13 protein-coding genes are annotated in these 12,079 nt (G+C 62.3%); all 13 read right to left on the bottom strand.

Annotated features, from left to right (window positions below):
* Window positions 1-174 precede the first annotated feature (174 nt).
* Window positions 175-1,254: a heme A synthase gene (locus ACILSQ_RS03075; RefSeq protein WP_395742112.1), complete on the bottom strand. Its 1,080-nt coding sequence runs from the start codon at window positions 1,252-1,254 to the stop codon at window positions 175-177.
* A gap of 99 nt (window positions 1,255-1,353) precedes the next feature.
* On the bottom strand, window positions 1,354-2,169 hold the full coding sequence (locus tag ACILSQ_RS03070; protein WP_395742111.1) for a cytochrome c oxidase subunit II: 816 nt from the start codon (window positions 2,167-2,169) through the stop codon (window positions 1,354-1,356).
* Window positions 2,170-2,189: 20 nt separating this feature from the next.
* Window positions 2,190-2,393, bottom strand: a complete 204-nt coding sequence (locus ACILSQ_RS03065) for a hypothetical protein (RefSeq protein ID WP_395742110.1) — start codon at window positions 2,391-2,393, stop codon at window positions 2,190-2,192.
* Between the two features lie 3 nt (window positions 2,394-2,396).
* Window positions 2,397-2,603, bottom strand: coding sequence for a hypothetical protein (locus ACILSQ_RS03060; RefSeq protein ID WP_395742109.1), 207 nt, complete (start codon window positions 2,601-2,603; stop codon window positions 2,397-2,399).
* 20 nt (window positions 2,604-2,623) lie between these two features.
* Window positions 2,624-2,956 carry a cytochrome C oxidase subunit IV family protein gene (locus tag ACILSQ_RS03055; protein WP_395742108.1) on the bottom strand — a complete coding sequence of 111 codons (333 nt, stop codon included), beginning with the start codon at window positions 2,954-2,956 and terminating at the stop codon, window positions 2,624-2,626.
* Window positions 2,957-2,974: 18 nt separating this feature from the next.
* Window positions 2,975-4,453 (bottom strand): cytochrome c oxidase subunit 3, encoded by a 1,479-nt coding sequence (locus tag ACILSQ_RS03050; RefSeq protein WP_395742107.1) that lies wholly within the window; start codon window positions 4,451-4,453, stop codon window positions 2,975-2,977.
* 36 nt (window positions 4,454-4,489) lie between these two features.
* Complete coding sequence (locus tag ACILSQ_RS03045) at window positions 4,490-6,445, bottom strand: cbb3-type cytochrome c oxidase subunit I (RefSeq protein WP_395742106.1); 1,956 nt, start codon at window positions 6,443-6,445, stop codon at window positions 4,490-4,492.
* A 20-nt stretch (window positions 6,446-6,465) separates the two neighbouring features.
* Window positions 6,466-7,260: a carboxypeptidase regulatory-like domain-containing protein gene (locus ACILSQ_RS03040; RefSeq protein ID WP_395742105.1), complete on the bottom strand. Its 795-nt coding sequence runs from the start codon at window positions 7,258-7,260 to the stop codon at window positions 6,466-6,468.
* A 21-nt stretch (window positions 7,261-7,281) separates the two neighbouring features.
* Window positions 7,282-8,007 (bottom strand): c-type cytochrome, encoded by a 726-nt coding sequence (locus tag ACILSQ_RS03035; RefSeq protein ID WP_395742104.1) that lies wholly within the window; start codon window positions 8,005-8,007, stop codon window positions 7,282-7,284.
* A 24-nt stretch (window positions 8,008-8,031) separates the two neighbouring features.
* Entirely contained in the window at window positions 8,032-8,712 is a 681-nt protein-coding gene (locus ACILSQ_RS03030) for a cbb3-type cytochrome c oxidase subunit II (RefSeq protein WP_395742103.1), read from the bottom strand.
* Window positions 8,709-10,196, bottom strand: coding sequence for a cbb3-type cytochrome c oxidase subunit I (locus tag ACILSQ_RS03025; RefSeq protein ID WP_395742102.1), 1,488 nt, complete (start codon window positions 10,194-10,196; stop codon window positions 8,709-8,711). The genes ACILSQ_RS03030 and ACILSQ_RS03025 overlap by 4 nt, the downstream gene beginning before the upstream one ends.
* Window positions 10,197-10,199: 3 nt before the next feature.
* A complete protein-coding gene (locus ACILSQ_RS03020; RefSeq protein ID WP_395742101.1) occupies window positions 10,200-10,691 on the bottom strand; it encodes a hypothetical protein in 492 nt (163 codons plus the stop codon).
* Window positions 10,692-10,704: 13 nt separating this feature from the next.
* Window positions 10,705-12,060, bottom strand: coding sequence for a hypothetical protein (locus ACILSQ_RS03015; protein WP_395742100.1), 1,356 nt, complete (start codon window positions 12,058-12,060; stop codon window positions 10,705-10,707).
* Between the last annotated feature and the right edge of the window lie 19 nt (window positions 12,061-12,079).

The raw sequence follows: 12,079 nt of genomic DNA, 5'->3' as shown, positions 1-12,079 counted from the left end.
AGCCCAGAGTTCTCGACCGGCGAATGCCTTCTGGACAGGCAGCTGCTCTAAGGCGGCGGAGCCCGATGTAGATCGGTATTCCGATACCGATTCGGTGCCGACGCGGTATCAGAATACCGCGCTACAACAAGCTGCGCAGCCTCTGCACGCACATTTTGGAAATGCCAACCACCGTCAACTCTCTTCTTCCTCCGCCTCATCGCGACGGGAGAGGCGGTCGCCCCAGAAGGTGGCGACGAGGAGGCTGCAGAGCGCGAGAAGGCCGAGGCCATTGAGCACGTGGAAGTTCGTCACCCAGAAGCTTTTGCCGGTGAGGATGACGAAAATACCGAGCGCCACCTGCACCGTGGGCATGAACAGCAGCAGCGTGGCGGCAAACCGCATGGGCGGCAGCGTGACGAGCCAGCGCCGCGCGCGCACGGCAACGAAGAGAATCAGCAGGGCGACGGTGAAGCCCCAGTACTTGTGCGCGAAGAGCAGGAACACATCCGCAGGCTGCATGGGCGGCACCCACTGGCCTTTGGTGGTGAGGATGTCGCTGGCGGCCAGATGAGTGCGCTGGGTGTGGCGCAGGCTGGCGCCGAGAATGAGCTGAGCAAAGACGCAGAGAAACAGGAGCAGCGACCAGAAGCGCGCCTTTGCGGCTTCCTTGAGGGGGAGCACGAGGCGTCCCTCCGTCCACGTGCGCGAGGAGGCAAAGGCGATGAAGACCAGCGTGCAGTAAAAGACCTGCCCGAGCGTGCCATGCACAATGCCGAAGGCGTCAGACATCTCCTGCACCCGGGCTCCACCGAGAGCGGCCTGGATGATCACCAGCATGAGACACAGGGTGGTCAGGCCGCGCAGCAGCACCCACCTCCTGCCGATCCATGTCATGGTCAGCCAGGTAAAGCCCATGAAGGCGATCAGGGCTGCGACCGAATAAACCCGCAGCTTGATGAGGACGAAAAAGCCAATGCCGCAAAGAATGAGGCTGGCGGCCTCCACCAGTGCCGGCTTGTGCTTGAAGAACTGCCAGAAGTACATGCCCAAAGCCAGCCAGCCGATCGTCATGCCGATCCAGCGGTGCCCGTGCTCCAGCAGGAGCGCCGGCACTTTATACCAGCCTTCGGGGTTGATCTTGCCATAGCACAGCGGCCAGTCCGGCACGGCCAGGCCCACGTCCTCCGTGGTCACCGCAGCGCCCCACCAGATGAGCACCACGCCCACCGCAAGGGTGAGCAGCGCATAACGATGGAAGGCGCGGGACGGCATGAGGGTCAAATCAGATCAGGAACGCGGGGCAAAAGCAAAAGGGCAAAATAATGAGGTCATTATTTTGCCCTTCGGTTCTGCCATCCATGAGGATGGAAATTAGTGAGCGGCAGCAGGCTTTGGAGCGGCGGCTTCGGCGGCCTGGGTCTTCTTGAGCGCGGAGCCGGACTGCTCCTTGGCCCAGTCATCAAAGTCCTTCTGGGGCACCACTTCCAGAATGGCCTTCATCTGCGCATGGCCCGGGCCGCAGAGCTGGCCGCAGATGATGTCCCAGGTGCCTTCCTTGGTAGGCTTGAACCACATGTGGGATTTTACGCCGGGGGTGGCGTCCTGCGCGGCGCGCATGGGGACCAGCGCGAGGTTGTGGACCACGTCCTTGCTGGCCACATCCACGATAACGGGGCGGCCCACGGGCAGCTTCATGGTGCCGGGATTGACGAAGTCGTCCTTGCCATTCGGATCGTGCAGGTCCTTGCCGGTGGCGTTGGTGGCGCCGTCCACATGACGCAGGTCCCAGGTGCTCAGCATCATGTCGGTGCCGGGGTACTGGAAGTTCCAGAGGAACTTCTCGCCCAGGGCGCGCATGCGGATGGTGTCAGGAGAGGTGGGGTATTCATCCGCCTGGCGGGACCAGAGCGGGAAGGCGAAACCGAGCAGAAGAATGGCTTCAACGATGACCACGCCGATTTCGATGTGGGTGGTCGCATGGCCGCGGAAACCGTGGTAGTCGGCCTGGGCGTTCTTCCGCTGGCGGAAACGGGTGAAGGCGATGACGAGATAGATGGACCAGCCAATGCCGAGGACAACCATGAACCAGTGGACAAAACCGAGCATGTGGTCAACAAGGCCGCCGTGTTCGGAAGCGTTGGCGGTCTGGCCCAGCCAGACATTGATGGAATCGAGTTTCAGTGACATAGAAAGCTAGGAGGGGAAATTCAGGCGGAAATGGCGGCGGGTTCCTGATGGGCGCGCTGGCGGCGCACAAAGGCGAAGACAAAAGCTGCGGCGCAGAGAAACATGAAGGCCAGCATGCCAAGCATGAAGAGGATGGCGAAACCCTGGGCCTGGCCGACGAGGCTGCCCTTGTCAGCCATGCAGGTGGCGCAGGCGAGAACGGAGGATGGAAGCGCGGGAATCATGGCTCAGACAATGATGGTGCGCATTTTTTTGACCAGGTACCATACACCGTAGGCGAGCAGCGCCACGCAGAGGAGGCCCGCGTAGTTTTTGAGCCCGGCGGCTCCGGCAGCGGCGGCGTCCTCAGGCATGAAGTTCAGCCACAGCCAGAACGCGCCATCGCACAAAATGGCGAAGACGAGAAAGACGATGTGGAAGTACTTGAGGGACATGACGTGGGGTGTGAGGACGATCAGGGCTGCTCAACAGGGGCGTACATGCCGTTGAAGTACAGCGGGTCTTCGTGGGAGAGGATGAAGAGGGTGAAGAGCACGATGGCAAACACCACGGTGAAGGCGAGGATCTTATAGATTACGCTGCGCTCGTGGTTGAGATGCATGAAGATCAGCGCCACGAGGGCGGCCTTGAAGGTGGCCACGATCATGCCGACCAGGATGTTCAGGCTGTGGGTGGGCAGCTCCACATAGGAGAGCCACACGGTGATGGCGGAAAATACGATCAGCGTGGCCCCGATGATGAGGTACTTCTTGATCGACTTCTGAATTTCTTCGACGTTGTCAGCCATGGCTATGGGGAGTGAAAATTAAAGGAGATACAGCAGCGGGAAGAGGAAGATCCAGACGAGATCGACGAAGTGCCAGAAGAGGCCGCCGACTTCGACGCGGTTGGCCAGATGCTCGGGGTCCTGCCGCAGGCGCTTGCCGTCAAACACCAGGAAGTAGGCCAGCACCAGGGCGCCCGCGACCACGTGCAGACCGTGAAGACCGGTGAGGGTGAAGTAGATGGCGTAGTAGGTGTTCAGCTTGGGCGTGAAGTTGGAGAAGAAGGTGAAGTCTTTCTTTTCGATCACGATGGTGGGGTGGTGCGCGTGGGCACCGCCGTGGTCTCCGGCAGGAGCGTGGGCCTCGGCACCATGCTTGTCCCCGTGGGCTTCGCCTTCCTTGGGAGGCTCGGCAGACTCCAGCTTGAAGAAGAGAGACTCTTTCTGCAGCGTGGCGGAGCGGGCCTGGTCACGGGTGGGGTAATCCTTCTTGAATTCGGCGATGTGGTGGTCGCGGTTGGCGATGAAGGCTTTCTGCCAGTCTTCACCGAGGTAGCGGTGGTCGAAGGCCAGGGACTTGTGGGCTTCGGCGGGACCGCCGGGAACGGCGCGGGCATCGACACCATCGACCTCGAAGGTCATCTTGTCGTCCGCCAGCTTTCCGGTGGCGATGGTGCCGTCGAGGAAGGTGATGGTGGTGTCGGTGTAGCCGAAGATTTCGGAAGGCTTCGCGGCGACCTTGAGCGGGGCGCTGCTGGTGAGCTTCAGGGTCACGTCCGGCAGGGGCATGTGTTTGGAGGCCTGGTCACGGAGCTTCTTGGCTTCGGCGGGATCTTTGGCGGCGTCTGCCTGCTTGCGGAGCTCGGCTCTCCTGTCGTCGATCTTTTTCTGCTCTTCGGCGTGGACTTTCTTGCGGAGGGCTTTGAAGGAAGCTTTGTCGAGGGTGATTTCGCTGCCGTCGGCCAGCTTGAACTTGCCAGGTTCGCCAGCGATGTGGGGGACGACGTAGTTCACGGGGTCGGCGTCCACGGCTTTGTTGCCGCCGGCGATGGTGAGGGCGAGTTCGGTGACGTTGGCGAATTTGATCTGGTAGTGGATAGTATTCCCGGCGGCGTCCTTGGGCATGTGGCCGGTGAGGAGGGTGCCGTCGGTGAGCTTGACGGCGTAGTGGGCGAATTTGGCCTTGTATTCCAATGTTTTATTGAACATGAACACGCCGGCGCAGACGACGGTGATGGCCATGTTCAAACGGTAGAGGCCGAACTTACGAAGTTTTAACATGGCCCATGCCATGACCACCGTGACAGATGAGGCGATGAGTACCACGGTGTTGATGAAACCGAGGGTTACATCGAGGTCATGCACCGGCCAGGGATAGTCGGCGCCGACGCGGAGGAAGATGTAGGCGGAGAACAGGCCGCCGAAGAGCATGACTTCCGAGGCCAGGAAGAGCCAGATGCCAATCTTTGCATTGTAAAGACCGGTGTCTGGACGGGCGTGAACTGTGTAGGGGATGTCCATTGAAGTAGTCGCGGTGCGCGGTTCTGAGTTCGCGGATTAGTGATGTGCCGGAGCGTTGGCGGCGACGGCCTTGAGGTCGGGCTTGCCGGGTTCGGATTCCCACTGCGGATAGAAGTCGCTGCCATGGCCGGGAACGCTGTACTCGTAGGGGCCACGATGGGCGACCGGGTCGAAGAGGAAGTTGCCGTGCGGAGGAGGAGTCGGGGTGGCCCAGTCCAGGGTGGTGGCGTCCCAGGGATTGTCGCTGTTGGATTTCTTGCCGCCCTTGATGCTGAACCAGAAGTTGATGATGAAGGGGACCTGGCCGAGGGCGAGGATGAAGGCGCCGATGGACATGACGATGTTCAGGGAGAGCATGTTGTCCGGGATGTCGAAGCCGAAGAAGGCGCCGATCTTGTGGGTCAGCGTGGTGGTCCAGTGGGACATGGCATTGGTGTTCTCGAAGTACTTGCCGCCGTCATACCAGCGGCGGTGGAAGCCGGCCATGCCCTGGATGAACATGGGGGCAAAGACGAGGTTCATGCCGATGAGGGAGGGCCAGAAGTGAAGCTTGCCGAGCCTGTCGCTCATGAAGCGGCCGGTGATTTTCGGGAACCAGTGGTAGATGCCGGCGAAAAGGGCGAAGATGGTGCCGGGGGCGACCACGTAGTGGAAGTGGCCGATGACGTAGTAGGTGTCATGCATGGCCAGGTCGATGAAGGAGAAGGCCAGGGGCAGACCGGTGAGACCGCCGATGCCGAACATGGGCAGGAAGGCGGAGGCGAAAAGCATCTGGGTGTTGAAGCGGATGGAACCGCCCCAGAGGGAGACCATCAAGCAGGTGAGAAGCACCACCGAAGGCACGGAGATGAGCACCGTGGTGATCTGGAAGTAGGTGGACATCATGGTGCCCATGCCGGTCAGATACATGTGGTGGGCCCAGACCAGGAAGCTGAGGAAGCCGAGGGTGAGGACGGAGTACACCATGGACTTGTAGCCCCAGAGCGGACGGCGGGCGTTGCAGGGAATGACTTCGGTGAGGATGGCGAAGGCCGGAAGGATGAGCACGTACACCTCAGGATGGGCCAGGAACCAGAAGAGGTGCTGGTAGAGGAGCGGGCTGCCGCCACCGGAGATGTCCAGGTGCTTGCCGCCTTCCATGAGGCCGGTGGGGAGGTAGAAGGAGGAGCCGAAGACGCGGTCCGAAAGCTGCAGGATGGCGGCCACTTCCAGCGGCGGGAAGGCGAGCAGGAGGAGGAAGCCGATGACGAACATGGCCCAGCAGAAGAAGGGCATCTTCATCCAGGACATGCCCTTGGTGCGGAGATTGATGAGGGTGGCGATGAAGTTGACGGAGCCGAGGAGGGAGGCGGAGATGTTGAACACCATGGCCGTGAGCCACCAGGTGTGGCCGTGGCCCCAGACGCTGGTGACACCCATGTTGGCGGTGGAGGCGAGAGGCGAATACATCGTCCAGCCGGTCTGGACGGGGCCGGTGCCGACGAAGAAGCTGTACACCATGAGCACGCAGCTGATGAAGAAGAGCCAGTAGCTGGCCATGTTCAGGCGGGGGAAGGCCATGTCGATGGTGCCGATCTGGAGCGGCATCACGAAGTTGCCGAAGGCGGCGAAGCCGAGGGGCACGATGCCGAAGAACACCATGATGGTGCCGTGCATGGCGCCGAGCATGTTGTAGAGCTCGCCGTTGAGGGAGCCGTCTCCGTTCAGCCAGCGGCCGAACATGCTTTCAAAGAGGTCTTTGACGACGGGAATGGAACGGATGAAGTCGATCGCGGGGACGGGAACGCCGGGATAGGCGATGCTCCAGCGCATGAGCAGCATGAGGAAGAAACCGAAGAGCAGGAAGAGCAGGCCTGAGATGCCGTACTGGATGCCGATGGTCTTGTGATCGCTGGAGAAGATGTACTTCCAGATGAAGCTCTGTTCATGATGCCCGTGATCATCATGCGCGTGATCGTGGGCGTGATCGTGAGTGGTGGCGGCGGCGCTCATAGGCTAGGGTTCAAAAAGGTTCAGAGGGTGTGGGCGTTCGCGAAATCGAACTCGAAATCAGCGGTGGCCTTGCCGCCACGGACGGTGACGGTGTGGGTGATGCTTTGCGAAAACTGCGGGTGCCAGGCTTCGACGACGTAGTCGCCATCTGCCAGCGCCCGAGAAATGGAGAAACGCCCATCGGCGGCGGAGACGGCGGTGTGGGCACCTTCATGCACCACGACCCAGGCGTTCATCCAACGGTGTACGTCGCATTCCAGGCGGTAGATGCCAGGAGCATTGAAGGTCTTCACGTTTTCGTCGCCGCGGGAAGGCTGGCCGAAGTTGTCGATGTTTGCAGCCCGGCCCTGGGCCTCGTAACGGGCGATGCGGATGTTGTGGAAGGTGAGGTCGCTGTTGTGAAAGCGGACGTTCTGGCCGGCCTGGATGGCGAGGGTGTGCGGGACGAATTCGCACTTGGTCTGATCCATCACCGGAACGGCGGAAACATTGCTGGCGCGCTGGCTGCCGCGAACGGTGATCACGGCATCGGCGAGGGCACCGTCCGCAGCCACTTTCCAGGCGGGATCCAAGATGTCACCGTGGCCGGTGCAGAAGGGATTGCCGCCGACATCGATGACTTTGCGGAGCTTTGCCGCGTCCGCACCTTTGAGCGTGACCTTGCCGGTGATGCTGGGGGTCTCGGCGATCGCAACGGCGGGGGCGAGTTTCACCTCGGCAGCCTGTTCGGGCATCTTGCCGCAGCCTACATTCGCGATCAGCATGACGGCTCCGAAGGCAGCCCAAGGTGCCTGGCGGGAGACGGTTTGCTTCACACGGGTCATTGCGGTTTGAAATTACTTGGCGGCGGGGGCAGGGGCGGCGCCAGCGGTAGCACCAGGGCCAGCGGGAATGTCTCCCGGAACGTTTTTCTTGGCGAAGGGCTCCAGCTCTGGGGCCGTCCACTGTGCAGCGCGCTTCTCTTCGTCGCGCACCTTCTGCACCATTTCCTTGGTGACCATGGAGGCTTCGTTGCCCCAGGAGTTGCGGACGTAGGTGAGGACGTTGGCGAGGTCCTGGGAGGACATGGCCGCGCCGAAGGGCTGCATGCCGCCGGGGGTGTTGAAGCCCTGGCCGTTGACGGTGACGGGGCCGGTGAGGCCGTGCTGCACGATGCGGATCAGACGCTCGGTGCCGCCCAGAACGAACTCAGACTTGGCGAGGGGAGGGAACTGGCCGGGGAGACCAGCGCCATTGCCCTGATGGCAGCCACCGCAAACTGCGTAGCCGCTGCCGCCCTTTTTCATGGCCAGGGCAAAGGGGTCCAGATCACCACCGGCACCGCCACCGCCGGGGCGGGGGTCGCCGCCGTTGGTGGCGGAAAAGGGATTGCTGACGCTGAAGCTCCAGCCACCGGTCATGACGCCGAGCTGGCCGCCGGCAACGATGGCCACCAGCATGAGCAGGAACATGGCCCAGAGGGGGGCTGGCTGGCTTTCGGGAGCGAGATCTTCCTTCTCGCGCTTCACGGCGGAGTGAAGGCGGTCGAGATCGGTGCTGTCAGGATGGGCGGGTGCGCTCATGGGGCGTGCGGGTCGCGGGAGGGGCTACTTTTTGGCGGGAGAGGCAGCGACGGCTGCGCCCTGGCCGGGGACGGGATAATCCTTTTTGAGAGAGAGAAGGTACTGCACCAGGGCCTCGGCCTCTTTGGTCGGCGTGGCCTCATAGCCCTCAGGCAGGGCGAACTTCTTGGGCAGCTTGACGGCGTTCTCCGAAGGCGGGCCCTGGATTTTCTTCACATTGAAGAGGTGGGTGTAAGCGGGCATGGTGCTCCAGTCATGGACGGAGCGCGGGGAGAAGAGGTGCTGGTAGAGGGCATCCACCTTGGGGGCGCGCCAGCCGAAGTTGGCGAGGTCGGGGCCGATGCGCTGAATGCCGAGCAGGGCGTATTTTTCACCGAGGTAGTCAGCCAGGACGCTGGCGCGCGCGGGGGCGGCGGGGCGGGCTTCCTGATCCTGACCCCAGCCTTTGTACCAGCCGTCGAGGCCGAGCTGAACGGGGCGGATCATCTGGGTGTGGCACTGGTTGCAGCCTTCGCTGATGTAAACGAGCTGGCCCTGGCCGTTGATGGGGGCGGGGGGGAAATAGCCCTCGAGGCCGTCCTTGTCCTTGTCATAGGCGACAGGGGTGAGCTGCTCGTATTGCATCGCCGGAAGGACGATGAGGCAGAGCCAGGGCAGCCCGAAGGCGGCGGCGAGACCGAGAATGAAGGTGCGGAAGTTCGTCATGCGTGGGCTTCGTTGGGAAGAGCGTGATCGTCGTGGTCGTGACCGAGGAGGGTGGGCGCCGAACTGCGGCGGCCCAGGCCTGCGACCATGAGCAGGAGGTGAAGAAGGAACATGCAGTTCGAGAAGCTGATGAGGGTCCAGGCCACGGCGCGGGAGACGACATAGGGACGGGAATTGACGACGTGATTCATGAAGGTCTGGTCCCAATGCTCAGGGTCATTGAGGTCCACGCCCTGCTGCCAGCCGGCGACGAGGCTCATGATGACGATGGTGCCGACGCCATAGACGGAGAACCAGAAGTGGTTGCGGATGAGGCGGACGCTGAGCCATTCACAGCCGGAGAGGCGGGGCACGATGTAGTAGATGGCGCCGAAGACGCACATGCTGAAGAAGCCGTAAACGCTGACGGTCTGGAAGGCGTACCAGGACTGGGTGAACTGGACATTGGCACCGGTCCAGAAAGCGGAGTTCAGGGCGAGGACGAGGCCGGAGACGGGATAGAAGAGCGCCCCGAAAAAGATGAAGCGGAGGGTGGGGCTGGTGGCGACGGCGCTGTGCTTGCCGATGGTGGTGAGGTGGTGGTTCAGACCCACGAGGCCGACCGGGATGAGGAGAAGCACGCCGGTGCAGGCGCCGATGGAGGACATCCAGGCCGGGAGGGGGCCGCCCATGTATTTCTGCATGCCCGTCCAGCCGCCGAGGATGGCGAGGGACCAGAAGCCGGCGGAGGCGAGCTGAGCGGAGGCGATGGGCCGGCCGGTGATCTTGGGGATGAAGTAGTAGGCCGCGCCGACACCGACGGGGACGAAGAAGAGGAGGATGACGCCGTGGATGTACCAGGCATCAATGCCGGCACCGATGGCGCCGAGGCCGGGGAGGCAGTGGAGGGCGACGTTGGCGGTGATGAAGATCCAGGGGAACCAGAAGCAGGCGCCGAGGATGTACCAGGTGCTGACCATGAAGCCCTCAGGGCGGAAGGCGCGGCCAAACATGCGGGCGATAGGCCAGGCGTAGCAGAGGAAGCAGGCGAGCAGGACGGGCCAGGCGAACTTCGGCATTTCGAGCCACTCGATGGAGGTGCTCTTGCCCATGAGAATGGCCAGGATGCCGAAGGTGATGGTGATGTTCCAGAAGATGCCGGCGGTGATCAGGAGGGTCCTGCCACTCCGCAGGACCTGACCGGAACGGCGGGCCATGATCCAGAGCATGACGCCGAGGGCGGCCTGAACACCCCAGCCATAGACGAGGGCATTGATGTGCGCCGGCTGCAGGCGGCCATAGGTGAGGTACTGGCAGTTGCCGAGGAACTCGGGCTCCACCAGCTTGATCGCGGCGAGAACGCCGAGGAGCGTGGAGAGCATGAGCCAGAAGGCACCGTTGGTGAAGAGGAAAAGCACAGGGCCTTTCACCGACTTGTCGATCGCCGCGCGGCGAAGGTTGTCGGCCTGAAGGTCTGTGTCAGAAGTGGCGGGAGTGGTCTGCATGACTTACTTGGGCAAAGCGGGTGCGGCAGGGGCGGGAGCAGGGGCTGCGGGAACAGCAGGAGGGGGAACGGCGGGTGCTGCGGCAGGAGCGGGTGCTGGTACTGGAGGAGGGGCCGGCGCTGGCACTGGAGGCGCAGGAGCAGCGGGGGCCGGGGCCGGGGCGGCAGCAGCAGCGGCCTGTTTGAGCTGGGTGGGGGAGCCGGGGACGACCTGGGTGCTGACGCCGGACTTCTTGGCGCCGAGCTCCGAGACGGTCTTTTCAAAGACCGCTTTTTTCCTGCCGGAGTCGTTCAGGCCGAGGCTGGCGATGCTCTTGGCCTGGGCGGCCTGGATTTCAGCCGTGTTGGCGGAGCGCTCCTGGGCACGGGGGTCGTAGCCCGCCCTGGAAGCAGTGATGGACTGGATAAGGATGAAGAGCACGGCGAAGCCTGCGAAGGCTCCGAGCACCCACGTGAAGGTGGCGCCGGCTTTTTTGGATGGATCTGGCTGCGACATGGAAAAACGGGGATCAGTTGACGACGTTCACGGACTCGATGAGGCGGGGATCACGCCAGGGATACAGGCTGTATTTGGCCAGACCGCGCAGGTAGAGGAAGGCCATGGTGCCGAAGACGGCGCAGAGAGCGGCAAGATCCTGGACCCAGGCGTAGGGAACCACGACGCCCTGGCCGAGGGACGGGCCGCGCTCAGGGATGACATTCCAGTACATGTCCACCAGGTGCATGAAGAGGATCCAAAGACAGCCGAGGCTGATATAGACGGGGTTCTTCTTTTTCTGCTGCGAGAGGAGGAAGAGGAAGGGAACAACGAAGTGGCCGACGAGGATGAAGATGGAGACGTCGCGCCAGCCTTCGGTGTTACGGGTGAGGTAGAAGCGGGTTTCTTCCGTGATGTTGGCGTACCAGATGAGGAAATACTGGCTGAAGGAGATGTAGGCCCAGAAGACGGTGAAGGCGAAGAGCAGCTTGCCCATGAGGTGGTAGTGCTCGTCGGTGACGACCTTCTGGAGGTAGCCGAGGCTGCGCAGCCAGACGACGACGAGGATGGAGACGGCCATGGAGGCCCAGGCGCAGCCGGCGAAGATGTAAACGCCCCACATGGTGGAGAACCAGTTGTAGTCCAGACCCACGAGCCAGTCATAGGCGGCGAAGGTGACGGTAAGGGCGAAGGGAAGAAGGACGATGCAGGAGAACTGGCGGGACCAGATGGTGTGCTTGATGTCACCATCCTGCTCCTGCTTCAGCGAGCGGCCGCGAAGGGTGCTGGCGATGATCCAGAGGACGATGAAGTAGGCGAAGAAACGGCTGTACCAGGAGAACCAGGTGTCCAGGTTCATGTAGCCGAACTTGGTGACGAGAACGTGGAGGTGGGGATTGGGGGCGAGATGGACCTGCTTGCCGTCTCGTTCCACTTCACCGCCATGCACCACCAGGTGATGCAGGGCATCCTTGGTGGAGGTTTTGTCGGCTTTGGCGACCTGCTGGGCATCGCGGTGATGATTCATCCACTCGTAGAGCGGCTTCTGCACGGCGGGAATGAGAAGGGGGGCGGTGAGGATGGCCAGGGGGATGACCATGCAGGCGAGGTTTTCCCAGAGGCGGCGGACGACGACGCCCCAGCTCGAATTGGAGGCGCTGTGGAGGAGGATCCAGAAGCAGCCGCCGACCACGAAGGTGAAGCAGAAGAAGACGGCGAACAGCCAGGAGTAGGCAAAGGTGTCCGTGCTCTTGAAGAAGAACCAAAGGGAGGCCAGGAGGCCGAGACCGCCGAAGAGGCCAAGCGTGTTGATGAGCTTGGCGCCCTTGGCTGGCTCGAATTTTTCTCCGCCCTGGGGCAGATCGTTGAAGGAGACGTGGTGACTCATGCCGGGATTCGCGTGGACG

It is taken from the genome of Prosthecobacter sp. (assembly GCF_044227185.1).
GTDB lineage: Bacteria > Verrucomicrobiota > Verrucomicrobiia > Verrucomicrobiales > Verrucomicrobiaceae > Prosthecobacter.
Note: the sequence above shows the minus strand (reverse complement) of the source record. Positions and strands in the feature narration are given on the sequence as shown.

Coding starts and splice junctions, on each gene's coding strand:
- ACILSQ_RS03045 (WP_395742106.1), bottom strand. CDS start 6,445: ATGAGCGCCGCCGCCACCACTCACGATCACGCCCACGATCACGCGCAT.
- ACILSQ_RS03015 (WP_395742100.1), bottom strand. CDS start 12,060: ATGAGTCACCACGTCTCCTTCAACGATCTGCCCCAGGGCGGAGAAAAA.
- ACILSQ_RS03035 (WP_395742104.1), bottom strand. CDS start 8,007: ATGAGCGCACCCGCCCATCCTGACAGCACCGATCTCGACCGCCTTCAC.
- ACILSQ_RS03060 (WP_395742109.1), bottom strand. CDS start 2,603: ATGTCCCTCAAGTACTTCCACATCGTCTTTCTCGTCTTCGCCATTTTG.
- ACILSQ_RS03075 (WP_395742112.1), bottom strand. CDS start 1,254: ATGCCGTCCCGCGCCTTCCATCGTTATGCGCTGCTCACCCTTGCGGTG.
- ACILSQ_RS03025 (WP_395742102.1), bottom strand. CDS start 10,196: ATGCAGACCACTCCCGCCACTTCTGACACAGACCTTCAGGCCGACAAC.
- ACILSQ_RS03050 (WP_395742107.1), bottom strand. CDS start 4,453: ATGGACATCCCCTACACAGTTCACGCCCGTCCAGACACCGGTCTTTAC.
- ACILSQ_RS03065 (WP_395742110.1), bottom strand. CDS start 2,393: ATGATTCCCGCGCTTCCATCCTCCGTTCTCGCCTGCGCCACCTGCATG.
- ACILSQ_RS03030 (WP_395742103.1), bottom strand. CDS start 8,712: ATGACGAACTTCCGCACCTTCATTCTCGGTCTCGCCGCCGCCTTCGGG.
- ACILSQ_RS03070 (WP_395742111.1), bottom strand. CDS start 2,169: ATGTCACTGAAACTCGATTCCATCAATGTCTGGCTGGGCCAGACCGCC.
- ACILSQ_RS03020 (WP_395742101.1), bottom strand. CDS start 10,691: ATGTCGCAGCCAGATCCATCCAAAAAAGCCGGCGCCACCTTCACGTGG.
- ACILSQ_RS03055 (WP_395742108.1), bottom strand. CDS start 2,956: ATGGCTGACAACGTCGAAGAAATTCAGAAGTCGATCAAGAAGTACCTC.